This window comes from Leptolyngbya sp. PL-A3 (genome assembly GCF_039962325.1).
Taxonomy (GTDB): domain Bacteria; phylum Cyanobacteriota; class Cyanobacteriia; order Elainellales; family Elainellaceae; genus Vacuolonema.
In genome coordinates this window covers 144,931-171,421 of record NZ_JAMPLB010000005.1, presented here as the reverse complement: position 1 = coordinate 171,421, position 26,491 = coordinate 144,931, and the positions used below count along the sequence as shown (strand labels likewise).

The following is a 26,491-nucleotide window of genomic DNA, read 5'->3' as shown; positions in this document are numbered from 1 at the left end:
CCATAGTTGCGTTATCGATCGACCGATTCTAACCCCTCAATGGCTTCGGGATGTCGCTCCAGCCATTGATCTAAGTCTCTAAGAACCAGGTGTGGAATTTCCCATGGAAAAAGGTGAGCGGTATTGGGGTAACAATGCCACTCACTTTGAGTTAAATGTTGAGCGGTTTCATAGCTGGACGCAGCCGTAATGTGGCGATCGCCCTCCCCTGCCATGACTAAACAGGGCACCTGAATTTTTTCTAACTCTGCCTGGCGGTTGTAGCGCTGACGCAAAGCTGTGTTGAGGGCTCGGTTTGCCTGGGGGGATGTTTTTTGATAGGCATACACCGCATCCTGAGCCAGGTATTGGTAGGTTTCTGGGGTGTGCTGATTAATCAGGTAGCGAAAGAGCGATCGCTTGCCAAACATCTCAATGTTCCAATCCCAACCGGGATTCGCCCAATTCACCAGGGCGGCCACCCCGGTGAACAGATTGTCTTGCCAGGAAATCGGTGGATGGCTGCCTCGAGGGTACGCCGCTGTTGCCACCAGAACTAGCCCACTGATACGCTCTGGCTGCCGGAGTGCCAGCTCCATCGCTAAAATCCCTCCTAGCGACCAGCCCAACACCAGACAGCGAGAGATATTCTGCCGGTCTAGCAGGGCCTCCAGATCTGCCAGATGATCTTCCATAACAAAATCTTCCTGGGTCTGGCTCTGCCCATATCCCCGTAAATCAGGGGCCAGAGTCCGAAAGCGGCGGGACAAGTGTTGGGTAAACACCGACATGCTCCGTCCGCACCCTGGGTGCCCATGCAAGCACAACACAGGATACCCTTCCCCTTGCGCCAACACATGCAAGGGATAGGCTGACTGAGAAGACGCATTAGAAATCAAACCAGACATAGGCTCCAGGAAATAACGTTGAACAATCATCGGGGCGTAGCATTGGGTTCAGAATCTCTCGCCGTTTTCCTACTTTCCCCGAATGCTTCGCGTTACCTCAGCAAATTTGCCCTAATCTAAATTCTGTTCCACAGCAGATTCAGATAGCGCGGCAGCAGATTTATCCACAATCGCTAAATCCCGTTCCTTCATCCAGGGATAAACCCAGTCACAGAAAAATAGCGTCCCTGCTGTCACACAAACGGGGATTGCGAGCAAGTTCACTAGTGGTACACTCACCAACACCAAACACACCAGCCCAAAACTTGCGCTGGCAGGCAGTGTGCGTATAAATACGCCCAACTTCTCCCGAAACCGGAGACGGCGACGCTCTAAAGCAGAGTCTAGAAAATCAAGACAAACAATGGTGCCAGCAAGAGCAATACTCAGGGGCGTAGCGATCGCCGCTACCAATGGAACAAACCCCAACACAAACAGCGGCACCCCCACTCCCAGGCTCAGCACCAGCTTCTTCAATTCATACAGAATGGCTCGGCCAATATCCCGCGCCACCCCAACTTCCACAATGGTCACCTGCCCTGTCTGCCGCTTTTCCAGTTCCTCAGACAGCTTGCCGTACCAGGGAGCGCCCAGCAATACTCCAAACTGCAACAGGATAAACCCCGTAACCAGCAGCAGCACCAGGGTGAGCACCAAGCGCACCACCCAGAGGAGCGCGATCGCCAACCAATCCGGAATTTCAGCAAACCAATTAGGTAACGCCGGTCGCCAACTGAAGCTCCATTGAGGCCAGGGAATAGACCAGTTAGAAGGGTTAAGCCAGGTGGGCCAGCTCACATGCCAGCTAGCAGGCCAGTGGGGAAACCATGCGGGTACATGGGTCATCCAGGCCGGAAAGGTAAAGTGCCAATCCGGTAAGGTGTCGGCCCAGGCAGGAATTTGCGCGGTCCAATGGGGAATGTCGAGGGCGATCGCATCCACCAGGCGCAAACCCCCTGTAATCAGGGCAGCATAAAGGGTAATCCCCAAAGCAAAGTTAATGGCAATGGGAATCAGGACATATCGCCGCAGGGGAGGGGTTTGAATCAGAAGCCACAGTGCCCGCAGGGGATAGACAATTCCTGCCAGCAACCCGGCAGGAATGCGCATCAGGCCGTTATTCATGGGTCTATGCCGTACTCAATCCAGTGGAGAATTTCCTGGTTAACACGTTCTGCAGCCTCATCATAGGGGCAATGGCCTGAATCCGGCAGCTCCACCAGCTTCAACCGCGAGTTAAAGTCGGTCAATTGCCGCCCCCACTGAATGGGAATCACGCGATCCTGCTCGCCCCATAGTACCAGGGCAGGAATGTGCAGGTTGTTCAGGAGAACTCGTGTATCGGCACTAAAATCCGTCGCAGTTCGTGCCCGTACCAGCTTCAACAGCGTTCTCTCAGCTCCCGGCTCTTGGGCTGGAATAATGAAACTGGAAACTAGCTCATCCGTTACGTTCTGGGCATTCGCATAGACCTTCTGCAAAGCCGAACGGATAAAAGAAGGGCGACGGGCAACCCGCAAAATCAGACTAATGAGAAAGGGATTTGCAAAAGCAGTTTCGATGGATTGCACCATGGATTGCAGCCAGTTGGGCAACATCTCCTGGCGGGTGGAAGGTAACGTCACCAGCACAAGACGCTGCACTAGATCAGGGTCAGCAATGGTAGTGCTTAGGGCTACAAGTGCTCCCAAGGAGTGCCCTACCAGCACCACAGGTTCCCCCACAAACTGCTCGCAGAAATCACGCACCTGTTCCACCCACAGGTTTACCCGGTATTCAGTCGACGCTTTTTCTGATGCACCGAAACCTAAGAGATCGAGAGCATAAATCGTGTGATGTTGGCTGAGTGGCAGCAGGTTAGCATGCCATTGGGTGAGAGCGGCTCCAAAGCCGTGCAAAAACACAATCGGGCATCCGTCGGGGTTGGGCGATCGCAAACAGGTATAGCGCACTCGCCAACCTCGCCAGATCCAATCCCGTTGTACACCCAGTTGATCCTGCCAGAGAGTAGGGGGGGATCGCCGTGGCATCCTCAATCAAACCTGATTCGACTCTTCCCATGCTAACCTCTTCACCCAGGGGTTTTCATCAGGTGAGGTTTCATCCCCCTTGCTGTCAGTCAGTACTATTCATTTCCAGAATTTTGACAGGTGGCATGGGGCAGCAAAGCCCGTCCTACACATCAACTACCAAAATCTTCTTGCAGAACCCGTCAAATAACCTGACGGTGGGCTAAGGGCATTTTCAAGTACAGCGTAAGATGCAGCACTTCAAAATGCCCTTTTTTGCGTGCGTTCCGCGCATGCAAAAAAGGGCACTTCAGCTAATCCCGAGAGATTATTAATATTGAATTAGGTTGGGCTACTTAATTGTTGATGGGAATTGCAAAGACCCAATCTTTGTATTGAGGGTCGCGGTTCTCGGTAATCGCTGTCAGCTTATCCCGTAGCTTTTCGGTGATGGGGCGATCGCTCCCATAGGTGTAGTTTTCCACCCGGCTTACAGGGGTTACGCGAGCAGCGGTACCGCTTAAGAACACCTCATCCGCAGCAAACAATTCCGACTTGTCGACAGAGCGCTCCTCGACCGGAATACCCAAATCTCGGGCAACGGTCAGAATACTATCTCGTGTAATTCCTTCCAGGATGTCCTGGTCAAACCCAGGGGTAATAATGCGACCATCACGAACGATGAAAATATTCATTCCCGAAGCTTCACTGACTTTACCCTGGGAGTTCATCAGGATAGCTTCGTCAAAGCCTGCATCAACCGCCTCCGTTTTCGCCAGAGAAGAGGTAATGTAAGCGCCACTAATTTTGCCGCGCAGGGGCAAGCTGCGGTCTTCTTGCCGATACCAGGAACTAATACGACAGCTCACGCCCTCAGGAGAGAGGTAATCGCCCAATTCAAGACCATAGATAAAAAAGTCTTTCTCAACATTGTGCAGGCGGGGAGAAATTCCTAGATCCGAGGTGTAAACAAAGGGGCGGATATAAAAGGATTTATTGGGCCGGTTTTTCTGAACGAAGTCAACAATAACTTGCTGAATTTTATCGGCAGGCAAATCATAATGCATGAAGCGAGCACTCTGGCTCAGACGCTTGCTATGCCGATCCAACCGAAATAACAAAACCTGATTCGGATTCTGGGGATCAGGGATACCCCGCAGCCCGCCAAAGGCTCCCGTCCCATAATGCAGCGCATGGGTTGCGATGGAGATATTCGCTTCAGCAAACGGAACAAATTGATTTCGAAAGTAGGCGAGCGGCAGGAAGGTATGCATAAGTCCGTATGAGAGATTCAGAAAGCCGTCTGCGGCGTTGAAATAAGTTGGATGGTGGGGCCATTCCACTGGAACGGCAAAGCTGAACGCACCCGCCAAAGGCCCAAACAAAGCGCCAATCCACCCAGAGTGAGATCACTCTAGATAGCCTAAGAGGATCGGGACCATTGATCAAGCATACAGTCCTGACTGACCATTAATTGCCTCATCTGCCATGGATAGCGATCCCCCTATTTTGCGCCTCCCTTTTCGCGATCGCCCTGTCGATCAAGCACAGGGGTTGCATGCCAGAGCATGCTTTAAAGCAACACAGGAGAGTTAATTTTTAGGGCACTTCACACCATAAAAATTAGCTCTCCCAGGCAGGAATGGTATGAGATTCCAGTCAACTGATCCGCCCAATGCGGGCTAAAATCTTCTGGCCCGGTCGTTAGCATCACCGCTATTCAGGGTACTTTTTGTTCAGAGGTGATCAGGTATCTCTGTCCAATCTGTAGCAGCCCAACAACGGCTATGGATTGGATGATGTAAGTGTGTGGTGTTGATGACAGTAACCTGCGTTCGAGCGTAAGGCTCAGCGTCCGCAGAACGCGACGAGGTGAGACGGGGAATGGTTCAGGAGAATGACAATAAGCTGCGATTGATGGTCGTCGATGACGAATCCGACAACCTGGATTTGCTGTATCGCACCTTTCGACGGGATTTTCAGGTTTTCCGCGCAGAAAGCGCCCTGGAAGCCCTAAAAATTCTGGAATCATCGGGCGAGATGGCCGTGATTATCTCAGATCAGCGGATGCCACGAATGAATGGGACAGAGTTGCTGAGCCGTGTGGCTGAGCAATCTCCCGATACTATCCGCATTCTGCTGACAGGCTATACCGATGTAGAAGATCTGGTCGATGCCATCAATAGCGGCCAGGTGTTTAAGTATGTCACTAAACCCTGGAATCCAGAAGAACTGAAATCTGTTGTTCAACAAGCTGCTGAAACCTACCGGCTCGTTAAACAACGCATTCGTGAACTCAATCGCGCTCTACGGCGAGAATCGGCCTTCAACGCCGTCATGAGCGCCATTCGAGAATCCCTCGACTACGACAGCATGTTGCAGACCATCGTAGCCACCATGGGGCAAACCCTGGCCGCAGATGTCTGTCTCCTGCATCCTCTAGATGCCATAGGGGAATCTGCTGACACCTACCGGGTGTTATCAGGAACCTACGCTTATGAGAGCGACAGCCTTGAGAAGGAGGGGGCGATCGCCCAAATTGATCGCACAGGGGTTGGGCTTGAAGTCTATGCCCACAACTTGCATCCTCAAGTGCTTCGCCTTGGTGATACGTCCTACACCTGTTTGCTCAGTGCTCTCACCTATCAGCAGCACCCTCTGGCACTATTGGCCCTTTACCGTCATACCAGTAAGGTGCCCTGGGCAAAAGATGACATTGAGTTATTAGAAGCTGTAGCCAGCCAGGCAGCCCTAGCCATTTTCCAGGCTAAGCTTCACCAGCGCATCCAAAAACAATCGGAGCAGATGCAAGCAGAGCTGGCAGTAGCCCGCCAGATTCAAAGCAACCTGCTACGCCAGCAACTTCCCAAGTTAGATCAGGTGCAAATTCAGGCCTGTTGCCACCCAGCACGGGAAGTGGGAGGGGACTTCTTCGAGGTGTATGTGCATCCGAAGGGGGATGTCTGGCTTGGAGTCGGGGATGTATCAGGGAAGGGAGTCCCTGCGGCTCTCTTTATGGCCAGCGCTATTACGGTTTTGCGGCGGGAGCTCTCCCAGGAAATCTCCCCAGAACCGGATCGTGTGATGCAAAACCTGAACAGTACCCTATCGGATGATCTGGTCAGTAATAACTGCTTCATCACGATGGTGTTGGCCCGCTACAGCCCCCAAACCCAGGAATTGGTTTATGCCAATGCCGGCCATATCTACCCCCTCACATGGGAGCGGATAGCGGCAGCAGAGCAGGCGATCGCTGAACCCACGTACCTTAAAGTGCGCGGTGTTCCCCTCGGCATCCTGCCTCATTGGAAAGCCCCTGCCGGGCGGCTCACCCTGAAATCGGGTGAGGTTCTCCTGTTAGCCAGCGATGGTTTAACCGAAGCGACCCTGGACAACCCCGTGTCTGGAAGCCAGGAAATGCTCCGTCAAAGCGGCCTCTGGAAGCTTTTCTCCCAAAGGAACGATCTCAACTTGTCTGAAGTCCTGCACTATATTCAGTCCCACAGTCCTATCCAGGAAGACGATCAAACGATCCTTTCACTGGAGGTTTTGTAAAGCTTATGAGAACAGAACTACACGTACCCAGTGATCTCAAGTTTCTATCCATCGTGGAGAATTGGCTGCTGGGTGCCCTGGAGATGGAATTCGGGCATGAGGTCGATTGGCAAAAGCAATGCACTCGCCTACGCTTGGTGCTAGTGGAAGCCTATTCCAATGTTGTTCGCCACGCCCACCGAGACAAACCCAATCTGCCTGTTTTGATTCGTTTGGAATTGCGCGATCGCGATGTCCACCTGGAAGTGTGGGATCACGGCAAAGGCTACGACCTGGGCACCTATCTCCCCCCCTCCCCCGATAGCTGGCAGGAGCAGGAGGGAGGTTATGGCTGGTTAATTCTGAACCGCTTGATGGACAAGGTCGAATATCGTCTGCAAATCAACGGCTACAATTGCCTCACCCTGGAGACAACCCTTCCAATGCAGGAGGGGGAAGCGGCCCCGCTTCCAACCCAGACCGAAGCACCCTGACACCACTGACCTGACATCAGGAGGAGGGTGGCCGCTAAGCGGCCACCCTCCTCCTGATGTCAATTTTGGATTACAGCGCTTTTCAAACACTTAAACAGGACTTATGCAAGCCCGCTATCCGTAGTGCATTTGTGTTGTGGGTGGGGGTGCTTCGCACCCCACCCACAACACAAATGCGTAAGTCCAGATCTGGTTGTTTTTGTGAGATTGGCACTTCGCCTAGCTCTCATAAAACAATCGTGGCTGATTAAAGCGCAAAGCGCTGTAAGAGTAGTTGCAAGGGCGATTCCCATCGCCACTCGCTCATGCGCCCTTCAGGTTGTCAACGACTGTAGAGCCAGAGCCAAAGGGGAAGGGTGGCTAGTAACATGAGCGTACTGACCACAATGCTGCTGGCAATTAACTCTCGCTCCAGGTCATACTCTTCAGCCAAGATCAAACCTGCGAAGGCAGTGGGCATCCCTGCCATCAACACCATGGCTAAACGCGGTTGATCAGGTAGGTGGAGCAGCGATATGGTACAGCCAATAACAATCGGTAGACTAACGGTTTTGATCAGCGTGGGGATGAATGCCATTTTCAACCCTGCCCAGCCCTTGATCTGCCGTAACCGAATACCCATTAACAGCAAAGCCGCTGGAATAACAACCCAGAGCGATCGCCGCAACCCTAACTCCACAACCATTGGCAATACGAGAGGACGGGATAGCACCCCAAACCCAAAAGCCCACAGTGAAGGAACCGTGAGAATATCACGCACAATAGTCAACCAGGAATTTTGGGCCTGCGATCGCCCATAAAAGCTTGCTAACACTACCCCTACACCATAGAGGTGCCTAGAACGTTATGGGCTACGCTGTAGAGCACGATCCACCCCCGATATGGCTCATCAATAAACGTGGGTACTACCGATAAACCCACAAAACCTGTATTGCCCAGAATGGACGCCAACAAAAAGGCACCCCGCCGAGAAGCAGGGTGCCAGGGATTTTCAGGGTGATTAGAGAGCTGGTCTGGGGTAGATGGGGCCTTGGGAGTGAGTAGGGTTGAGCGGCAATCGAGGCCCCAGAGGGTAAGGGTGGCGATCGCCAAACCAGCTAGCAGACCCCAGAGCGTGATTACGGGAACCAGCGTTGCCCGTACCGAAAAATTGGTTTGGTGCGCCAGGGTAAAAATTTGAACAGGCACCCCAACCCAGTACAAACCTCGCCCCAGGAGCCGGGGAAACGCTTCTGGCAGAAAAGGAACCAGCAGTAGCCCCAACCCTGTCCATAGCAATAAAGGGACATAGGCATGGAGCAAGGTATCAGTCATGCTGGGTTAGGTTTTAGCAACAGGTTAGTTGGGCTGATCTGGGGTTTGAGCATCACCCGTCGAATCGTCAGTATCCAGCGTGGCCGGTAAAGGTGTTCGATTGGGGGAAGACGATGGACTAGGTGAGGGGGCGATCGCATCCGGCGAGGCTCCTGTTTCATCCGGGGTTGTGGATGTTGCATCGGGAGTTGTGGAAGTATCAGAGGTGGCTGCCCCATCCGAGGTTGTGTCTTCCTCTACTGCCGTAGCCTCTCCCAAAGGTTCAATCTCCTGGATCAACCAGTTCGTCCCCTGGCGAACAAGGCTATAACGCACTCGTAATTGCTCATCTGGTTCGTCATCAATTCCCTCAACAACCGTGGCAATCATCTGGGCTTGATTCGGCTGCTGAGGATTGGGTTCTTCCACTTCCACATTGACAATTCGGTGTCGGTACTCCTGTACCTCACTACTTTGGGCAGCGGCCTGTCGCTCTGCAAGAATTGACCCTGTCAGAACCGTAGCTAACTTACTTGTATCCCGACTTGGGCTAGTAGCCGCAGCCTTCGCCTCCAGCCAGCGCTGAAGAACACCCCGAGCGACATCTACCGTGATCGGGCCAGTGGCCGAAGCGGCTGAGGCTGCATCAGCAGATGGAATCTCGATAGGTGGATTGTTAATGCTGATTTCGAGTTGTTCGCCTTTCAAAGTAGGGCCACCCAATGAACGGGTAATCCAACCTAGCAATACCCATGCCAGGTAGAGTAGGCACAAACCCGCTACCCCAAGGGCAACCAGGAACAGCATTCGATCTAAGCGAGGGCTATTACTACTGCGGGGAGACAGGGAAGTCATCCGAGGTGGGCTACCAGACGAGGAGCGACGGGCCGTCGGAATTCGGCTGGGCGGAGAACTGGCTCCATTGTCTCCTGTACTCAAGCGACCTTCTGGAGAAAGTTGAGAAACGCGTTCTGCCGTCGGAAGGCTACCGGAAAATCCATTGCTGCCAACCCCCGGCTCCATCGTGGCTGTTCCACTTACGGTACGGGTCTGGTTGGGAGTCCCGACAGCATCATAGGGGGCTCCCCGCTCTGCTATGCTTTCGCGGGTGCTGGTACGCCCAACCACTGGCGTTGTGTCAGGAGGAGGTGGATAACTTTCAGGCTCGTTGGGCAATTCTTCGAGGTAAGTCTGCACCTGAGGATCTGCAAAGTAATCCTTTAAGGAAGCCTGCTGTTGTACCAGATCGCGGAAGTGAGGGAATACTTCGCCCTGTAGCCAACGCTCACTGTAAAGGCACAGGCCAGGTAAGAGGTCTGGAGAACCTTTTGAGTGCTCACGGATGAAGGCAATGGGTTCGTATTCCTGGCTCAGCTCCAGTGCTCGATTTGCCTCTTCCGTTTGTCCTAATAGAAGAGCACAGACGGCCTGCTCCAGATGGACGTCCTGACGGGTTCCAAGCCGAAGTAGCAGATGCTTCGCTCGACGCACGAGGGAGGGTTGGCGGTAGGCAAACCCTTTGGCTATCAGCGCATAGATCGCTAAATAGGTGGCAACTGCCGAAGGACGACGGGCTTCCGTTTCAAACAAAGTGACCTGTTCAGAAGCGGTGAGATAACTCCGCAATTGTTGAATAAAGCGGAGAAAATCATCGACATTCAAGCCTGACTGGTCATTACCGCTGCCATCAATGCCGCCTCGTTCTTGCAGCATGTCTTGTAGCAGGCTCAATCCCTGACGCCGTTCTCGTTCACTGGAAGTCGGCAAAGACAGCAGTTCCAGCACTCGGTAGGGCCGTAGCTTGTAAAGGTCTGACTGCATTTCACCTCGCACGCTGGCAAAGATCCCTTCCCGTAGCAGCAGGTCTTGACCGGCTTCTAGAGAACCAGCAGCACTTTCGTACTGGCCTTGTTGCCACTGTTCGCGGCCTAGCTCTAAATAAGCCAGAGCCACCGTCAATAAAATGTCAGACCGGACAATGTCAAATTGAGTGGGTTGCCCGGCGGATAAATTTGCATGGCCACTCAAGCAGGGACGGCCCAGTTTGAGCACCAGCTCATACTCGCCCAGTTCCAATAGAATCAGCAGGGCACCCACTAGCTGGGATTCCCGAATGTCAATGCTAGGGCCATAGGGGTCAGTCTGGGTCGGAACGACACTCAGTGACGCCCCACCAATGCTAGCCATGAGCCCATCTCCAAGATCTTCCTGAGTGCGATTCAGGAAGCTTGAATCGTAAAGGCGCCGCTGCTCTGGGTCAGACAGCACGGCATAAGCTTCATCCAGGAGCTGTTTGCGTGAGGCGATCGCCGCTTCCGAATATTCTCGACGCGGGAGTTGCAAGGCGCGATCGCGGTGAGCCTGCTGTAACTGCTCAGCGGTTGCCTGAATGGGTAGGCCCAATATTCGGTAATAGTCCAGCGGAATCCTCACAATTCAGTTCCCCAATATCCATATCGTCCGACTAACCGGTTGGCGCGGGCTTCTTAGCCCCACTCAGCCTCTTAATTCCGCAGAAAGTGAACCACACCCTGCGAAGCCAGTCTATATACAATAACCGTTTCAAAAGTAGTGGCTACCCTGTTCCGAAATTTACTCACCAGCATACAGAAATCTATAGACTTTGCCACAGGTCTTCATATCTTGTTGGCAGGTTTTTCCTACCTTATGATCAAGGCTGTCGTTTCTGACACTTGATCTCGACTTGCTAAATCTCAGGGCCAAGTTTGCCAGCGTTTTACGAAAGCTGGCCCAGCGTATACATCCTCTCCCACAGGCAGTTCCGGAACGTTGTCCAGGAACTTATTTAGGAAATCACCGTTATCTAACCACCACAATTCATGGGCACAAACTATTTCTGGATTCACGGGATGTGAGCTTGAGCCCACACATCATTTTGGATGGAACCTGGGAACCCTGGATTACGGCTCTCGTAAAAGATTTGGTCAAGCCGGGAATGCGCGTTCTAGAAGTCGGCAGTAATTGCGGCTGGTATACCTTGTTGATGGCTCAAGGCATTGGCCCAGAGGGAAGGCTGATTACGTTTGAGGCCAATCCAGGTTTAGCGCAACTCACCTTTGACAGCCTCAACATCAACGGATACAGCGATCGCGTTCGTCTACACAATCTGGCAGCCAGCAATGCTGACGGGGAAGCGACTTTCCGGATCTTTGAGCGTCATCTGGGAGGAGGCACGCTGGGAGCGGTGGGACAGGAGCACCTGGATAGATTTCAAGAAACCATCAAGGAAATTACCGTTCCTACCGTGGCATTGGATGAATTCCTGGAAGGAGGCGATCGCATCATTGACCTGATGAAGATTGATGCGGAAGGAGCCGAGCCTATGGTCTTTCAGGGTATGCACAATCTTCTGAAGGAGAACGAAAATCTAACAATATTAATGGAGTACAGCTTCTCCCAGATAAAAAATTGTGGGTTTAAACCTGTTGCTGAAATGGGTGCGCTTTTTGATCTGGGGTTTAAGGCATTTCGCATCGCAACGACACAACAATTGATCCCCGTAAACCTGGCGGAACTATCCAAACTCCGGCACTGTGAACTTTTACTGACTCGAGATGAGCAGAAGCTCCCAGGTTTGTGAATACTGAACTCTATTCGCAATCAGCCCCAGTGCCGCTTTGGCGTGCGCTCTAACCATTCAGTGATTTTCGCCGCACAGGACTAAGAGTCTTATTTTGCCGCCACAAAGTGACAGCGAAATAAAGCCCTCAGGTTTTGCCTTTGGACAGGTGCAACATGTGTGATTAGATAGGTTAGGATGTTCAATCCACTCCATGACTAGATACAGGACGCGTTGATGGTACAAGAGCGAGTACTGCCGTCATTTTCGACTGCCCAGGCCAACATCACCCGTGAAGAAGGGTTGACTATCTATGAAGATATGGTCCTAGGGCGGCTGTTTGAAGATAAGTGTGCCGAGATGTACTATCGCGGCAAAATGTTTGGCTTCGTTCACCTCTACAACGGCCAAGAGGCAGTCTCGTCCGGCGTCATCAAGGCGATGCGGAAGGATGACTTCGTCTGCAGTACCTACCGGGATCACGTTCATGCTCTCAGTAGCGGAGTTCCTGCCCGGGAGGTCATGGCTGAGCTGTTTGGTAAGGTGACCGGATGCAGCAAAGGACGGGGCGGTTCTATGCACCTGTTCTCGGCTGAGCATAATTTGTTGGGAGGATATGCCTTCGTTGCAGAAGGGATTCCCGTGGCAACCGGAGCCGCATTCCAAAGCAAATATCGCCGTGAGGCCCTGGGTGATGCCTCCGCAGATCAGGTGACTGCCTGCTTCTTTGGAGACGGGGCCAGCAACAATGGTCAGTTTTTTGAGTGCCTGAACATGGCTGCTCTCTGGAAACTGCCCATTCTGTTTGTGGTTGAAAACAATAAGTGGGCGATCGGCATGGCCCACGATCGCGCTACCTCTCAGCCCGAAATCTACAAAAAAGCCAGTGTCTTTGGCATGGCTGGTGTAGAAGTAGATGGGATGGATGTGTTGGCGGTTCATTCAGTCGCTCGCGAAGCTGTAGCCCGCGCCCGTGCTGGAGAAGGCCCAACTCTGATTGAAGCCCTCACCTATCGCTTCCGTGGTCACTCCCTGGCTGACCCAGACGAACTTCGCAGTAAGCCTGAGAAGGACTTCTGGTTTGCCCGTGATCCAATTAAACGCCTTGCCGCTTATATGACCGAGCAAGGATTAGCGAGTGTAGACGAATTGAAGGCAATTGATAAGCGCATTCAAGAGAGCATCGAAGATGCGGTGACCTTTGCCCTCGAAAGCCCCGAACCCGACCCTGCAGATTTGTATAAGTACGTATTTGCTGAGGACGAGTAGGTCGTCACTCCCGTTTCGGAGAGAACCATGCCTGATCCCATCATGTACCAGGAAGATGCTTACGTCGTTCTGGAAACCAACCAACCGGAGGTTTTCCTGACGGCAAAGGAACTTCTGGAAAAGCTATCGGGTATCCTGGCTCAACGGCAGGATGATCTTCCCCGTGACTTGCAGAGTATTCCTCAGATATCAGCTCAGGCTCAGCATTTGATGGAAACCTCCTGCGAACTGGATGTAGGACCGGGAGAATACCTGCAATGGTATGCGGTTCGGCTTGAGAAGTAGGTATTAAGAACCTCAAAGAAGGAGTGTGCGTTGTGCATTGCATGACGCACACTCTTTTTTAAGTAACCTGAGTTCGGGTTCAGATCTTTTCGGCGTGCGTAGAGCGTGCGCCAAAATAGGCACTTAGGCTTATCCCAAATTGAGATTGAGTAAACAAAAAAGCGCGGCGTTTAGAGCCGCGCTTTTTACAATCCGGTTTGTAGTTATGCAACCGGGCTGGATATCAATTTGATTTCGATCTGGTGGGGAGCCGGTTCTGCAACCTCAGCACGAATACCGGGACCAAAGAAACGTTCAAGTTTGTCGCGTTTCGCCTGCCAGCTTTCCAGGCTGACGTACTCAGAGTCAAACTCTAAAACCAGAGCATAGGAACCGGCGATCGCCTCCTCTCGAATTCCCTGCAAAATTGGCTGCTCATCATCCATGACCCCAAGCTGTAAGGCATCCAGAGAGCTATCCAAGTGAGCGTTCTGGCCGTAGCGGTAACGGGTGACATCCTTGCGAATCTGATTCTGGGTTTCGGTAGCCTGTTGTTCCCGCAAAGCCAGCACGTCTGAAGTGGTGGGCTGGCTAAAGGGAACAGGCTGAAGTTCAGCAGCGCTAAGGGCTAAGCCGCCCAAGAGGAGAGGAATACCATAGAAAAAGCCGACCAGGTTTAAGGTGGCGCGTTCAGTAAAGTAGGCAAAGAAGCCTACTAGTGTCAGCGCCCCTCCCACAAACAAACCAAGTTTTCCAAGCGAAAAGCGACCAAACATAAGTTTATGTATCCAGGGCGAGTCTTTGTTTATTATTCACTATCCAGTTCTGTTCTAGACCAGCGGTTGGTTTTCGCGGCGTAGCACGGCTCCACCAAAACCAACTGCTGGTCTAATACTCAGCGGCTTCATAGTAGTTGATTTCCCTGTGCAGTCTCGTTCAGGTTAACGGTTTTTTTGGGTGCCTAAAGCACACGCAAAAACCTCGTTAACCTGAGCTGACTTAGAATCTATCGAGAAAGCAAAAACCCACTTTGGGAGGGTGGGGGGTGTACATACCTCACCCTCCCAAAGTGGGTTTTTGGATAGGCGCTTAGAACAGAATCCTCACGGTTTGATAGGATGGAATCTGTGTCAAATTCCGGTGGGACGTACTCATGGCAGACCCGCAAATCCTTAGAGAACGATTCAACCAGATTCGGAGCAAGCGCGATTCCTTGCTGCGTCTCCTGGAGCAGCCAAATTTAGGAACACTTCGCATTGATGTCAACCAGGCTCTAGAAGAACTGGATGATCTGATTGACGACTTCAATCGTACGTTCCCAGAAAGCAATTTCCCCCAGAATTAAGACCTTGTTTTGTTTGTTCCTTCGTGCTCAAAAGGCACGAAGATTTTGCATTCCCCACGTTATCTTTTAACATCACGCGATTACCATCATGGCCGAGAGCTACACTGTCGAAATTCGCCACCAGGGCAACACCCAAACCATTACCGTTCCTGCCAACCAAACCGTACTGGTAGCAGCTCAGGCCGCTGGATTAGATCTGCCGTCTTCCTGTAATGCAGGTGTTTGTACCACCTGTGCCGCGCAACTTCTGTCAGGGACGGTTGAGCAGGGTGACGGTATGGGCATTAGCCCCGAGCTTCAAGAGAAAGGGTATGCTCTGCTGTGTGTCGCCTATCCGACATCAGATTTGGTGCTGGAAACCGAGAAGGAAGACGTGGTTTACGAGTACCAGTTTGGGGCAGCCCAGAGCAAAAAATAAGCGGTCTGATGTTGACACAGTTCGTACAAGTTGAGGTGCCCCTGCAAAACAACCCGGCGCACCTGGAACGAGCGATCGCCCAAACACTCCAAACCCATGGCGACCCGCTCCGCTGGGCCATTACCGGTATTGATGCAGTGCAAGGAATTGCCCGCATTGAAGCTGTGGTGACAATTTCAACGAGGGTAGTGTGAATCAGCGACCTTACACGGCCATGGTGGTCATCCCCACCGGAATTGGCGCGGCGATGGGGGGCTATGCTGGCGATGCCCTGCCCGTGGTCCGGGCGATCGCTCAGGTTGCCGATCGGGTCATTACCCATCCCAATGTTTTAAATGGAGCCAGCCTCTACTGGCCGTTGCCCAACGTTTTCTACGTCGAAGGCTATGGGCTCGATCAGTTTGCATCGGGGCATTGGGGGCTGCGCCCTGTACACCAAAACAGAATCGGGCTGCTGCTCGACCAGGGAATTGAGCCCGATCTGCGGTGGCGTCACTTACAGGTCGCTGATGCTGCTCGGGCTACCCTGGGGCTTTCTCTGACCGATTACGTTGTCACGGATCAACCCCTGGGAGTCGAGCTGCGTACCGCTTCTTCTGGGGCAACGTGGGGCACCATTCAACATCCCGATAGTTTGCTGCGTGGGGCAGAGCGTCTGATTCAAGCAGGGGCAGAAGCGATCGCCATTGTTGCCCGCTTTCCTGACGACGAAGGTAGCCCCGAGCTACAGAGTTATCGGCATGGGCAAGGAGTTGACCCGCTGGCAGGAGCTGAGGCGGTTATCAGTCACCTGCTGGTGCGTCAGTTTCGCGTACCTTGCGCCCATGCTCCAGCCCTCTCGCCATTACCCTTAGATCCTGACATTTCTCCCCGTTCGGCTGCGGAGGAATTAGGTTATACCTTCTTACCTTGTGTGTTAGCTGGTTTGAGCCGTGCTCCTCATTACGTCACGTCGATAGCTCAAGCGAACGGTATCTGGGCCAATCAAGTGGATGCCCTGGTGGTACCCGAGGGAGCCTGTGGGGGAGCTGCGACGCTGAGCCTGTCTCAAACGGCAACGACACTCATTACGGTGGCTGAAAATACCACACGCATGCAGGTTTCGGCGGAGGCATTGGGGGTACGAGCGATCGCAGCCTCGTCCTACCTCGAAGCCATTGGTATTATGGCGGCTCATCGAGCCGGGGTTGCCCCCTCAGCCCTTCAGCCCCAGATCTCATCTCTAAGGCCCTTACAGGAATCTACAATTTCCCTGAGAATGGCTTAAAAATTAGTCTGGAGTCTAACCCGCAGGCTTACCTTAATATCTTCTGTCACTGTTTCTGATAGACAAATGGTAGTCTGAAGCCATCGCCCCTTGTTTTTGAGAGTGCGATCGCTGTTGACCCATAGATTTCTTTTCTCATGCTCTTGACCTACTGTGGCTGAACTCCCGCCTCCTCAACCCGCTGAATCCTTAAGCCGCGTGCAGCTTCTGGCTGCGATGGGCATGACTGCTGTGGTGCTTCTGATCATCGCTCGCCTCTGGATCTGGCTGGATGATGTGCCGCTAATGGCAACCAAGCTAACGACAGACGTGTTACTTCTAGGTTGTGTCATTGGCTTGGGCATTACGCTGTGCAGTGAGGGGTTGTATCGCATCTGGAAGGACTACCGAGAGGGAGCCGACGTCTATCTGAGTATGATTCTCAGACCTCTTAAAATGGCTGATCTCATTTGGTTGGGGGTTCTACCCGGCATGAGTGAAGAACTGCTATTTCGAGGGGTTATGCTTCCGGCGATCGGGCTGAACTGGTTTGGGATTCTCATTTCCAGCCTGTGCTTTGGGGTGTTGCACTTTTTTAGTCCGCGTCACTGGTGCTATGTGGCTTGGGCAGCAGTTGTCGGTGGAGTTTTGGGCATCAGCGCTTTACAGACCCAAAACCTTTTAGTGCCCGTCGTAGCGCACATCGTGACCAACATCCTCTCCAGTCTCCTCTGGAAGTACAAGCAGGCACATCACTGAAGGATTTCTGGCAGCAATTCTCAGTATGGGCATCAAAGCCAAGAGTTCACGCCCTACGGGCGTGAACTCTTGGCTTTGATGCCCGAAAATCGTTCACATGGGGCAGCGGTTTTCGGGCTGGATTCCAAAATGAGAGTTGCTAATAAACGGCTGAGGCGTTCTTTCGAACGCCTCAGCCGTTTATGCTTTGATTTTTTAAATTTTATCGTACTTGACGGGAAACAAATTTCTCGAAGCTAGCTTGAGTCTGGTGTAGTAGGCTTTCACGACTATCCATCGACTGAGTGAGAGTCGGTACAAGCTTGCGAGCTTGCAGAGCCATGTGGAGTTGAAGATGTGCAACGTATTCGCTGAAGTCTTCCCGCTCAGGAGATGAAGAAAGATGTTCAGGATGGGTGATGACAGTGTTCTCGTTCATCCGCTTCAAACGCTCAAGTATTGCTCAACCAACACTGTTGAAGCTATCACGAGGGTAGCCCTCTTTGGAAGCCTGCAACGAACCGTAATGCTTTTTACCCCCTTCGGTTGAGTTTTGTAAAAGAATTTGTACGAACTGTAACCTACTTCATTACGCGCCTTGAGTTTGAATCAGCTACGGTTGTTTTTGTGAAAACCCGCCCAGCGCAGTTTTTACAAAAACAACCAGATTTTAAGCACTTGAAAAGCGCTGTAAGCTGCTCAGAAAAAAGTTTGGGAAAGGAGTAGCTTCGCCGATTCTTTCCCAAAAGCACTCCTTTGAGCATAAGAACCGCTATAGGATAAAGCCATCAGTTTGACAAAAACGCGATGCAGAACACCCGCCTTAATCGCCTTGTTAGCGGTACAACGCAGCAATTTGGCCAGTGGATTCGTAACCCCTGGCGGCGTATTTCTCTGATTGTGTTAGGGCTGCTCTTTGGCAACTTCCTGGCAACAGCTTTTGCCACCAGTGCCGGACAACAGGCTGAGCTGGATATTTTGGCAGGGGCAACCCTGGTAGCTTTCACGGAGGGAACCAGTTGGTTCTTCTACAGACGCAGTGGTCGGGGAGGCCGAACGGTACTCCCCAACGAACCAAGAGCCCTGCTGACAGAAGTGCTGAACGCGATCAAAATTGGGCTTACCTACGGCCTGTTTATTGAAGCCTTTAAGCTGGGAAGCTAAAGGGTGAATATGGATACTAAGCTGGAAGGTTATCTACAAGGAGTCTTAAGGGGAGAGGTACTGACATCAGAGGCGATCGCCTACCTCTCCGCCATCCCCTCTGCCTTTTCCCAGAGCCCGTCGGCGCTGCAAAAACGGGCTGCCCAACTGCACCAGTATTTCCCCGCTATTGAGGATTTGTGTCTCAACACCTTGGACTGGTCTCAGGTACCCCTCCTGACCCTGTGGCAACTCTGGCTTCCTCTGGCACAGCAAATCGTGGCCTTACGGACCGAGCGGCAGCGGCCCGTTATCCCTGGTTTTTTGGGTGGTCAGGGAACAGGGAAAACAACGCTGGCTCAAATCTTGACCCGCTTGTTGACCGCTATGGGTTGCTGCGTTGCTAGCCTTTCCCTGGATGACCTTTATAAAACCCACGAGGAACGCCAGCGTTTACTCGAAACGGACCCGCGCCTGCGCTGGCGAGGCCCACCCGGAACCCATGATGTTGAGGACGGGCTGAAGGTTTTGCACCAGGTACAAATGGGTACAGATGCACCCATTTGGGTTCCTCGTTTTGACAAGTCCCTGCATGGAGGGATGGGCGATCGCATTCCCCCTGAGCCTATCACCAGCATTGATGTACTGCTCTTTGAAGGGTGGTTTGTGGGGATTCGCCCTATCAACCCCGCCCTGCTGGAAACTGCCCCCCCGCCTATTGTGACGGAGAGCGATCGCACATTTGCCCAGGACTGTAATACTCGCCTGCATGCCTATATCCCCCTGTGGGACTTGCTAGACATGCTGGTCGTCTTGAACCCCGTGGATTACCGCTTCAGTAAAACGTGGCGGAAACAGGCAGAACATCAGATGGTGAAACAGGGGCGATCTGGCCTATCCGATGATGAGATTGAGCAATTTGTGGAGTACTTTTGGAAAGCTCTGCATCCAGAGTTGTTCTGGCCACCGTTATTGCAGGACTCGCAGCGGGTTGATGTGATTGTGGACATTCAGGCCGATCACGCGCCTGGGATGGCGTATCGGCCGGGACACAAACCCTTGGGTTAGGCCGTTCAAAAGCCGAGTTCGTAGAGCTGCACGTTTTCCTGCTCGTTGGGGTCGTTACGAGCGACAAGGGCGATCGCCACTTCCGTGTCACTCAAATTGCGCGGCTGATGCGGCACCCCAGCGGGAATGAAGATGAAGTCTCCCGTCTCATTGATGACCGATTCCTTAAGACCCTCACCATAAAGGGTTTCGACGCGACCTTGCAGGAGATAAATTGCCGTTTCATACCCCTTATGGAAGTGAGGTTCCGCCTGGGCACCGGGAGGAATCACGACCATATTCATGGATATTCCTGTCGCCCCTACAGTCGCTTCAGAAATGCCCACGTAATTCGGTAGCCGCTGAACGGTGTCGATGGTGACATTCGGTCGTACCGTTCTGATCTTTTCTTGCATAAGAGTCCCTCAACCGGTAAGTCTATAACGCTGTGCGTGTGGACTCAGTCAGGTAGGTGGTGCCATTCACGACCCTGACCGCTATCTCTATTGTCAAGCGTTTTTTAGAGGACGGGTGATGCGCATTAAAGTAATTAATCCCAATACCAGTGAGGAAATGACGGCATCGATTGGGGCGATCGCCCAATGCCATGTCGCCCCTACCACAGAAGTTGTCACCGTTTGTCCCCAAAAGGGGCCAGTCTCCATTGAGAGTTTCTACGACGAGTACCTCGCCATCCCCCAGGTGTTAGCAGAAGTGATGCGGGATGAACCCCAGTTCGATGCCTTTGTGCTGGCCTGTTGGGGTGATCCGGGTATTGAAGCCGTGCGGGAAATCACGACCAAGCCGGTGGTAGGGATTGCAGAGGCATCCATGTACGCCGCGAACGCGATCGCCCCACGCTGGTCTGTGATCACCACCCTACGCCGCAGTTACCACATGGTCGAAGCGATTGTGCAACGCACAGGATTGGGCGATCGCTGTGCCTCTATCCGCTGTGTCGATCTTCCGGTGCTCGCCTGTGAAGAAGACCCCTCGGCCATCATCGAAGGGTTATCTCAGATGGGTTTGCTGGCCCTGAAGGAGGATGGTGCAGAAGCACTGGTGCTGGGTTGCGCCGGGATGGGCGGCCTGGATGAGAAGTTAAGCCAGCGGCTGGGAGTTCCCTGCGTGGATGCCGTCGCCGCTGGAGTTCGTTTTGCTGAAATGCTGGCTGGGATGAAATTGCAAACCAGCAAGTGGCTAACCTATCGTTCACCTGAACCCAAGCTTCGCAAAGGAATGGAACATCCATTCTGTTGATGCTACGGGTGCTTTACGCACGTTTGCCCTACCTGGCCGTACGCATGGCAGAGAGTTCTTCCATGAGAGGCATCAGGTTTACCCCATTGATGTACATCTGATCCGTGGGGTAGTTCTCCATCAGCTCCAGCAGCGTAATCTGTTGATCTGAGCCAGTCGATTGGGCAATAGCTGAGCGCAGGGCAGGAATGTTATCCTCTCCCGAACCGGTATGTATGACGTCCGTAAAACGGGCCAGAAGGCGATCGCCCGTAGGCCCATTCATCAAATCATTGAGCAATGTTTCACTCAAAGGCATTGAAGTATTCAAGGCACCCTGGGCGGTAGCTGTATCGACCCCAGCAATTCCCAGGTAGAACGCCAGGGATTGCGACGGTTCCCCAGTACGAGCCAGGGTTTGCAAGTCACGTAAGGGGAAAGAGGCTGACAGAGGCCCGTAGGTTACGACAACTTCCTCAGCCGCCAGGGAGGGTGCTGAATGACCGAAAGCACCTAGAGTCACCAGCAGTGCTAAAGCCCCTGTCCAGCAGACACTCCGGGCGAGGCGGGTTAGAACAGTAGAGAGTAGGGGACGGGAGGCACGCATAGATCTTAAGGATGCACAGAGTAAAGGTCATGTTTGAGTGACGACACCCAGAGTCTAAAAGCTCCCATTGTAGGCTAGGGATCTTCAAATTCTTCTGCCGGGAGTTAAGAACGTTAGGGCCAAGGTGATTAACCAGTCCCAATGATACGATTGTTCTCAAATACCCCCAGTTGGGTTTCTAAGGATCACCAATAGAACAACCTCAGGACTTATGCAAGCCCGCTATATCTAGAGCATTTATGTTGTAGTTGGGGGGCAAAGCACCCCAACTACAACATAAATATGTAAGTCCTGAACCTGTCCTTCTTTTTGCGGGAGGGGCGGCTGCGCTGCCAATCCTACACAAAGAAGGACAGGTTATTAAATAAATGCACGCTCCTAAGGAGACAACATTGCAGAACAGAATAAAAGCGATCGCCTGCGCTGAACCGTTCTTGCCATTTATCTGCACTCAGTACAGGCAAACTGACACGAACTGTCCAGTATTAAGCGGCGGCAATCAACCAATTCCAAACGGAGGCAAACTTAAGCCAGCGAAGACTAGTAGGCTGCGGCCTAAGTTCACAACCTATGTTTTGTGTGGGGTGCTTCGCACCCCACACAAAACATAGGTGATGGATTTCCGCCTCAGCGTACTAGAGTGTTGTTACTTTGTAATGCAAAGAATTCTATTCCTTGGGAATAATGGTGGATGTCACAAATCCCGATTGCTTGGATGCGTGCAGAAAATGGGTGTCATGCCATCCCCCCGCATCCCCCAAATCGGTTGATAATTAGTAATTAGATGAATCATGCATAACACCGAGATCATCGGCTGTTCCAGGAACGCATTGCCATGAGCCTCTGTATTAATCCAAACTGCGCCCAACCCGACCACCCTGGCAATGATGGGAGCCGCTACTGCCAGAGCTGTAAGTCTGACATGGTATTGCAGGGGCACTATCGGGTGATGCGGCTGGTCAACAATCGAAGTGGCTTTGGCCGAGTCTATGAAGCCTATGAACGCAATATCCCCAAAATTCTCAAAGTTCTAAAGTCTGCTCATAATCACAATGCCAAGGCCGTACAACTGTTTCAGCAAGAAGCTTACGTGCTGAGCCAGTTGAACCATCCCGGCGTACCCCGGGTTGAAGGGGAAGGTTACTTCCAGTTCCACCCGGCAGATGGAGGGGAGCCCCTGCACTGCCTGGTCATGGAAAAAATTGATGGTCCTAACCTGAAAGAATGGATGCGCCAACAGGGCGGCCATACCATCAGCGAAAAGCAGGCACGAGAGTGGCTATGGCAAGTGGCCGATGTGCTTCATCTGGTGCACCAACAACATTACTTTCATCGGGACATTAAGCCAGAGAACTTGATGCTTCGCTCCAACGGCCAAGTGGTGCTGGTGGATTTTGGGGCAGCGCGGGCTGTCACTGAAACTTATATGGCCCAATTAGGGGCCACCGGAGGAATGACTCGCATCAGCTCTGCTGGCTACACTCCTCCCGAACAGGAGAAGGGGCAGGCCGTACCTCAGTCTGATTTCTACGCTCTCGGCTGGACGTTTATCTATCTGTTAACGGGGAAGCAACCCACCGATCCTGAGGTCTACGATCCGTTAATGGATGCGGCTCATTGGCGTGAATTTGCGCCACAAATTTCACCCGCCTTTGGAGATTTTATCGATCGCCTGATCGCTCCCCGGGCGGTCGATCGCCCCCAGACAACTACAGCTCTGCTCAATGCTTTAGGGAACCTACCCGATCTCACAACTTCGTTGCCCGGCCTACAACCTCTCACCGCTGTGGAACCCTCCAGCGACATTACAGAGCCCCTGTATAACCCGGATAACTCTGCTCCCCTGACCAGTCTGCCCTTTGTCCACTACGCCGCCACCAATGGCCACCAGGATTCTAGTGCCAGCGCGAATGGTCACAAGGATTCTGATGCCAGCGCGTTGGATACCAAGCCGGGTTCGAAGCCATTGTCTAACAAATCTCTAGTCGATTCAGGCCGATGGATGTGGGTTGGCAGCGGCATTCTGACTTTGATGTTGGTGACAGGAGGGGTGAGCTGGTGGATGGTGCAGGAGACTAACCGGACAGGTACACTACCGTTCCCAGCCCTATTTGGCCGTCTCCCTGACAGCCTGCCGGTGGAACATATCAAACCTCAAGCGATTTTGACGGGTCACGCTGGATTTGTAAACCAAACCATCTTCACCTCGGATATGAAGACCCTGATCAGTGCTGGAGCAGATGGTCAGATTTTGCTGTGGGATCGGCAAACTGGACAAAAAATCCAGGCTCTACCCGAAGGCCATAGTAGTTTTATCAATGCGTTGGCCCTGAGCGGCAATGGTCGATGGTTAGCCAGTGGTGGTGCCGATGATGCGATCATCATTTGGCAAATGGACCGAAAAACCAGGACAGGCAAGGTGCTTCACACCCTGACGGGGCATACCAGCCCAGTCAACACCCTGGCCATGACACCCAATAACGTTTTGGCCAGCGGCGGTGCTGACAACACGGTGCGGACCTGGGACGTCGCAACTGGCAAACCCTTACGTACCTTCAATAGCCATGAGGGCATTGTGAATGCGATCGCCATCAGCCCCAATGGGAAGTACCTGGTAGCTGTCGGAACAGCCCCCGAGGCCGTCCTTTGGAATCTCGATACAGGCCAGGAGATGAAGCGTCTTAACGGGTATGACGGAAATCTTAATGCGGTTGTATTCAGCCCCGACGGATCTAGTGTGCTCGCTGCGGGAACGGAGCGCAAGGTCTATATTTGGGATGCCCGTACAGGTGAACTGGAGGATACCTTAGAAGGGACAACGGGTTATATTAATAGCCTTTCCATGCAGGGCTTAGGCAACCGTCTGCTGGGCACCGACTCCGATGGCAAGCTGTATCTGTGGGATTTGCGCAATCACGTCTTATCCCACATTTTCAAGGGAGACGACGGCCCGCTGGATCACATGACCGTTAGCAGTGATTGGCGCGTTATCGCAACCGGCAAAGGTACAGATAAGGTCTATCTCTGGGAAACGCCCCCTGCTGCAGTGCAGTAATTCCTAAGAATCAACCCGCATAGCGCTATAAAACAACCTGTCATTGTTTTTGAGGGAGCTTAGCTCCCTCAAAAACAATGACTAAACGTCCAGAACAGCACCATGGTTATCCCTGGGGAGATGGGCTGGCGCTAGGACTTGGGGTTGCTCCCGGAGGGGGTAAAGGTGGGGCTTCTCCTTCCTTACGAAGGCGCAAATACAGGTCGAAGCGGCTCGTGCGATCGCTTCCTAGAGCGCTGGTCATACCGATTTGCTGCATGGCCTCCATGGCTGTAGCGGCCCCTTGGGGAAACTGCGGCAAGGGTAGGCTGCCACCCAAGCTTCGTAAACCATCAACATCAACGAATACACGCCCATTGTGAGCAGCCAGTTCTCTAGATTGAGTGGCCTCGAACAGGTCGTTATTCTTTAGTAGAGTTTTTGGGGCTGGGAGCACGGTATTAATGCTTCCAGCTCCCAGGGTCAGCACCGCGGTATTGTCATCCAGCCAGCCGTGGGTTACCGTCAGGGAACCAAAAGGCGACACCCAGTTCACCAGAGATTTGCCACCAATTTCAATGGGGCTAACGCGAAACTGATACCGCTCACCCATCACGGCGTCTAGTTTTTCAAAGGTTGCTTCCGCCGCTGCGCGATCGCTTGTCTGAGCCAGCAGCACTACCCCGACCTGGGCTGTTCCGGAGGGAGCCGTCATCGGCACCAGTGCCAGAGCAAATTCCCCATCCATCCATTTCAAGAAATCATTGTTCCAATCCAGCCCAGTGGTGCGATTAATGCCCTGCTCAAAGGTGCTGGGGTTCAGGGGATTGGCGGGGCTGGCGATCGCCTGTTGACGATAGCCTTCCCAAAACTGCCGCATGTTTCCCCCCGACATCAAGAGGCGGGTTGCATCGGGCAGCAGGGCTGGCAGTTCCCCTGCATCGTTGCTAACGGTGTAACGGGTTTCACTATTTGGAGCCAGCCAGTTTGAGCCTAAAATGCGTAAGCCCTGAGATTCCAACGTCATGTTGGCAACGACTCCCTGATTCCGCTGCACAGGGGTCAAACTGAGCAGGGGGACAGGTTGAGCCGTGTTAGCTGCGACCACCTGACGCACTTCTGGCCCATTCAGGTAAAGCTGCAAAAACGGTTGATCGACACGGCTATTGGCAAGAGCCTCTCGATATCCTGCGGCATCCCTCAGGGCCGGACGACCTTTGTAGGTATCAATCACCCGCTCCACAGCGCTGGCTTGATTACTGACCACGGCATATTTACCTTCCAGCACAGTTGCCGCATAGCTCTGCTCCCCCTGCCCGGTCACCTCACGAATGGTAAACCCCTGGTAGTCGCGGGTCTTCACCTGTTGCCCTGTCGCTCCAGGCGCATTTTCCAGGACCTGCCGGGCTCTCCCTGCATCGGCGATCGGCAAAATCGCCACCAAAGGCAATGGCTGCTTCGGATCGACCAGGGTGGCCAATCCTTCAGGTGCCTCCGGTGATGCTTGAGGAGATCCGGTCGGAGATGGGGAGGGCGATGGGGGCGTTTCACTATCCCAGGGCAGGAATGCCAGCGTTACATCCTCACCCACCCAGGGTTGAATATCCCGGCGATATTGCAGGCCATTGGCTGTGAGAAAGCGATCGCGCCAACGCACCAATTGCGCATCAAATTGTGACCGCGATTGCGGTGTACCAAACCCCCGCAGCCGTCGCCATTGCCCCTCATTGGTGCTGACGGTCATGCTCATCACCGCATCCTGCGGTAGAACCTCCACCCCAACGGGCACCACCGCTCCCGCTCCCGGCCCCCGTGCCAAACGATAACCGAGATACCCCCCCAGGGTAAGGGCGATCGCCGTTCCCGTCGCTACCACTACATAAGGATTAAATTTCTTACCCGACAAACGCTTCATTTCGGTTCTACCCGCCTAGCCAATACAGAGACACAAGGCCTATCAATGCAGCAACCCTACAGCATCTTAGAGGATGTTTGAAAATTCCAAGCAGGTTGATCTGCGGTGTTACGCCCATGAAATCAACGGTTCAAACAACTTCTTAGAAGTCTCATCTTAACGAATGTTCCAGGGCTCCTTGGGAGATTTACCTTTAGGAAAAATCCTCCCAACTGAGACGTATATAGCCGTTATTGCATGACACTAGCCTTAAGTTTCAGACCTCCGGATTCTGCGAGAATCCGGAGGTCTGAAAGCTTAAGTAACATCTGTTTGAGATCAGCTGACGTGCTCATTTCTCCGGGCACTCTACACACTCAAAGTGAGCGTTTTTGAAGCCCACATACTGGG

At 52.9% G+C, this 26,491-nt stretch carries 26 protein-coding genes; 14 read left to right on the top strand and 12 right to left on the bottom strand.

Features of this window, described 5'->3' with window-relative positions; all coding sequences use genetic code 11:
• Window positions 1-11 precede the first annotated feature (11 nt).
• The 4 genes from NDI52_RS06610 to NDI52_RS06595 all read right to left on the bottom strand — a co-directional run bounded on the left by NDI52_RS06610 (window position 12) and on the right by NDI52_RS06595 (window position 4,209).
• Complete coding sequence (locus NDI52_RS06610) at window positions 12-887, bottom strand: alpha/beta hydrolase (RefSeq protein ID WP_190772019.1); 876 nt, start codon at window positions 885-887, stop codon at window positions 12-14.
• A 111-nt stretch (window positions 888-998) separates the two neighbouring features.
• On the bottom strand, window positions 999-2,051 hold the full coding sequence (locus NDI52_RS06605; protein WP_190771898.1) for an EI24 domain-containing protein: 1,053 nt from the start codon (window positions 2,049-2,051) through the stop codon (window positions 999-1,001).
• Entirely contained in the window at window positions 2,048-2,956 is a 909-nt protein-coding gene (locus NDI52_RS06600; RefSeq protein WP_190771899.1) for an alpha/beta fold hydrolase, read from the bottom strand. The genes NDI52_RS06605 and NDI52_RS06600 overlap by 4 nt, the downstream gene beginning before the upstream one ends.
• 335 nt (window positions 2,957-3,291) lie before the next feature.
• A complete protein-coding gene (locus NDI52_RS06595; RefSeq protein WP_190771900.1) occupies window positions 3,292-4,209 on the bottom strand; it encodes a branched-chain amino acid transaminase in 918 nt (305 codons plus the stop codon).
• A gap of 610 nt (window positions 4,210-4,819) precedes the next feature.
• Between NDI52_RS06595 and NDI52_RS06590 the strand changes: the two genes are divergently transcribed.
• Together NDI52_RS06590 and NDI52_RS06585 are read left to right on the top strand one after the other, a co-directional pair.
• On the top strand, window positions 4,820-6,490 hold the full coding sequence (locus tag NDI52_RS06590; RefSeq protein ID WP_190771901.1) for a SpoIIE family protein phosphatase: 1,671 nt from the start codon (window positions 4,820-4,822) through the stop codon (window positions 6,488-6,490).
• Window positions 6,491-6,495: 5 nt separating this feature from the next.
• Complete coding sequence (locus NDI52_RS06585) at window positions 6,496-6,963, top strand: anti-sigma regulatory factor (RefSeq protein ID WP_190771902.1); 468 nt, start codon at window positions 6,496-6,498, stop codon at window positions 6,961-6,963.
• A 322-nt stretch (window positions 6,964-7,285) separates the two neighbouring features.
• Here the strand turns inward: NDI52_RS06585 and NDI52_RS06580 are convergent, their stop codons facing one another.
• From NDI52_RS06580 to NDI52_RS06570, 3 genes are read right to left on the bottom strand one after another with little or no spacing between them, the layout of a single operon-like run.
• On the bottom strand, window positions 7,286-7,777 hold the full coding sequence (locus NDI52_RS06580) for an AEC family transporter (protein WP_347280047.1): 492 nt from the start codon (window positions 7,775-7,777) through the stop codon (window positions 7,286-7,288).
• 5 nt (window positions 7,778-7,782) lie between these two features.
• Window positions 7,783-8,277, bottom strand: coding sequence for a hypothetical protein (locus NDI52_RS06575; RefSeq protein WP_242035828.1), 495 nt, complete (start codon window positions 8,275-8,277; stop codon window positions 7,783-7,785).
• Window positions 8,278-8,301: 24 nt separating this feature from the next.
• Window positions 8,302-10,689, bottom strand: a complete 2,388-nt coding sequence (locus NDI52_RS06570) for an IMS domain-containing protein (RefSeq protein ID WP_190771903.1) — start codon at window positions 10,687-10,689, stop codon at window positions 8,302-8,304.
• Between the two features lie 439 nt (window positions 10,690-11,128).
• On the opposite strand from NDI52_RS06570, the gene NDI52_RS06565 reads away from it, so the two are divergent.
• From NDI52_RS06565 to NDI52_RS06555, 3 genes are all read left to right on the top strand, one after another.
• Window positions 11,129-11,857, top strand: coding sequence for an FkbM family methyltransferase (locus tag NDI52_RS06565; RefSeq protein WP_190771904.1), 729 nt, complete (start codon window positions 11,129-11,131; stop codon window positions 11,855-11,857).
• A gap of 216 nt (window positions 11,858-12,073) precedes the next feature.
• Window positions 12,074-13,105 carry a pyruvate dehydrogenase (acetyl-transferring) E1 component subunit alpha gene (gene pdhA / locus NDI52_RS06560; protein ID WP_190771905.1) on the top strand — a complete coding sequence of 344 codons (1,032 nt, stop codon included), beginning with the start codon at window positions 12,074-12,076 and terminating at the stop codon, window positions 13,103-13,105.
• A gap of 27 nt (window positions 13,106-13,132) precedes the next feature.
• Window positions 13,133-13,390 carry a chlororespiratory reduction protein 7 gene (locus NDI52_RS06555; RefSeq protein ID WP_190771906.1) on the top strand — a complete coding sequence of 86 codons (258 nt, stop codon included), beginning with the start codon at window positions 13,133-13,135 and terminating at the stop codon, window positions 13,388-13,390.
• Window positions 13,391-13,593: 203 nt separating this feature from the next.
• Here the strand turns inward: NDI52_RS06555 and NDI52_RS06550 are convergent, their stop codons facing one another.
• Window positions 13,594-14,145 (bottom strand): DUF2854 domain-containing protein, encoded by a 552-nt coding sequence (locus tag NDI52_RS06550; RefSeq protein ID WP_190771907.1) that lies wholly within the window; start codon window positions 14,143-14,145, stop codon window positions 13,594-13,596.
• Between the two features lie 377 nt (window positions 14,146-14,522).
• Here NDI52_RS06550 and NDI52_RS06545 point away from each other — a divergent pair, with 377 nt between their 5' ends.
• From NDI52_RS06545 to NDI52_RS06525, 5 genes are all read left to right on the top strand, one after another.
• On the top strand, window positions 14,523-14,714 hold the full coding sequence (locus NDI52_RS06545) for a hypothetical protein (protein WP_190771908.1): 192 nt from the start codon (window positions 14,523-14,525) through the stop codon (window positions 14,712-14,714).
• An 88-nt stretch (window positions 14,715-14,802) separates the two neighbouring features.
• On the top strand, window positions 14,803-15,132 hold the full coding sequence (locus NDI52_RS06540) for a 2Fe-2S iron-sulfur cluster-binding protein (protein WP_190771909.1): 330 nt from the start codon (window positions 14,803-14,805) through the stop codon (window positions 15,130-15,132).
• Between the two features lie 8 nt (window positions 15,133-15,140).
• Window positions 15,141-15,326 carry a hypothetical protein gene (locus NDI52_RS06535; RefSeq protein WP_190771910.1) on the top strand — a complete coding sequence of 62 codons (186 nt, stop codon included), beginning with the start codon at window positions 15,141-15,143 and terminating at the stop codon, window positions 15,324-15,326.
• Window positions 15,323-16,399 carry a DUF3326 domain-containing protein gene (locus NDI52_RS06530; RefSeq protein ID WP_190771911.1) on the top strand — a complete coding sequence of 359 codons (1,077 nt, stop codon included), beginning with the start codon at window positions 15,323-15,325 and terminating at the stop codon, window positions 16,397-16,399. The genes NDI52_RS06535 and NDI52_RS06530 overlap by 4 nt, the downstream gene beginning before the upstream one ends.
• A 153-nt stretch (window positions 16,400-16,552) precedes the next feature.
• Window positions 16,553-17,137 (top strand): CPBP family intramembrane glutamic endopeptidase, encoded by a 585-nt coding sequence (locus tag NDI52_RS06525; protein ID WP_347280048.1) that lies wholly within the window; start codon window positions 16,553-16,555, stop codon window positions 17,135-17,137.
• A 202-nt stretch (window positions 17,138-17,339) separates the two neighbouring features.
• On the opposite strand, the gene NDI52_RS06520 is transcribed toward NDI52_RS06525, so the two are convergent.
• Window positions 17,340-17,555 (bottom strand): hypothetical protein, encoded by a 216-nt coding sequence (locus NDI52_RS06520; protein ID WP_190771912.1) that lies wholly within the window; start codon window positions 17,553-17,555, stop codon window positions 17,340-17,342.
• 368 nt (window positions 17,556-17,923) lie between these two features.
• On the opposite strand from NDI52_RS06520, the gene NDI52_RS06515 reads away from it, so the two are divergent.
• Together NDI52_RS06515 and NDI52_RS06510 are read left to right on the top strand one after the other, a co-directional pair.
• Window positions 17,924-18,280: a DUF565 domain-containing protein gene (locus NDI52_RS06515; protein WP_190771913.1), complete on the top strand. Its 357-nt coding sequence runs from the start codon at window positions 17,924-17,926 to the stop codon at window positions 18,278-18,280.
• 9 nt (window positions 18,281-18,289) lie between these two features.
• Window positions 18,290-19,327, top strand: coding sequence for a glycerate kinase (locus NDI52_RS06510; protein ID WP_190771914.1), 1,038 nt, complete (start codon window positions 18,290-18,292; stop codon window positions 19,325-19,327).
• Between the two features lie 5 nt (window positions 19,328-19,332).
• Here NDI52_RS06510 and NDI52_RS06505 read toward each other — a convergent pair whose 3' ends face one another.
• On the bottom strand, window positions 19,333-19,722 hold the full coding sequence (locus tag NDI52_RS06505; RefSeq protein WP_190771915.1) for a cupin domain-containing protein: 390 nt from the start codon (window positions 19,720-19,722) through the stop codon (window positions 19,333-19,335).
• Window positions 19,723-19,840: 118 nt separating this feature from the next.
• Between NDI52_RS06505 and NDI52_RS06500 the strand changes: the two genes are divergently transcribed.
• Window positions 19,841-20,566, top strand: coding sequence for an aspartate/glutamate racemase family protein (locus NDI52_RS06500; protein ID WP_190771916.1), 726 nt, complete (start codon window positions 19,841-19,843; stop codon window positions 20,564-20,566).
• Window positions 20,567-20,594: 28 nt separating this feature from the next.
• Here the strand turns inward: NDI52_RS06500 and NDI52_RS06495 are convergent, their stop codons facing one another.
• Window positions 20,595-21,152: an alpha/beta hydrolase gene (locus NDI52_RS06495; protein WP_190771917.1), complete on the bottom strand. Its 558-nt coding sequence runs from the start codon at window positions 21,150-21,152 to the stop codon at window positions 20,595-20,597.
• An 835-nt stretch (window positions 21,153-21,987) separates the two neighbouring features.
• On the opposite strand from NDI52_RS06495, the gene NDI52_RS06490 reads away from it, so the two are divergent.
• The gene (locus tag NDI52_RS06490; protein ID WP_190771918.1) at window positions 21,988-24,207 is read left to right on the top strand and encodes a serine/threonine-protein kinase; all 2,220 of its coding nucleotides are present in this window, start codon (window positions 21,988-21,990) and stop codon (window positions 24,205-24,207) included.
• A 106-nt stretch (window positions 24,208-24,313) separates the two neighbouring features.
• Here NDI52_RS06490 and NDI52_RS06485 read toward each other — a convergent pair whose 3' ends face one another.
• Window positions 24,314-26,101, bottom strand: a complete 1,788-nt coding sequence (locus tag NDI52_RS06485) for a DUF3352 domain-containing protein (RefSeq protein ID WP_190771919.1) — start codon at window positions 26,099-26,101, stop codon at window positions 24,314-24,316.
• Window positions 26,102-26,491: the final 390 nt, after the last annotated feature.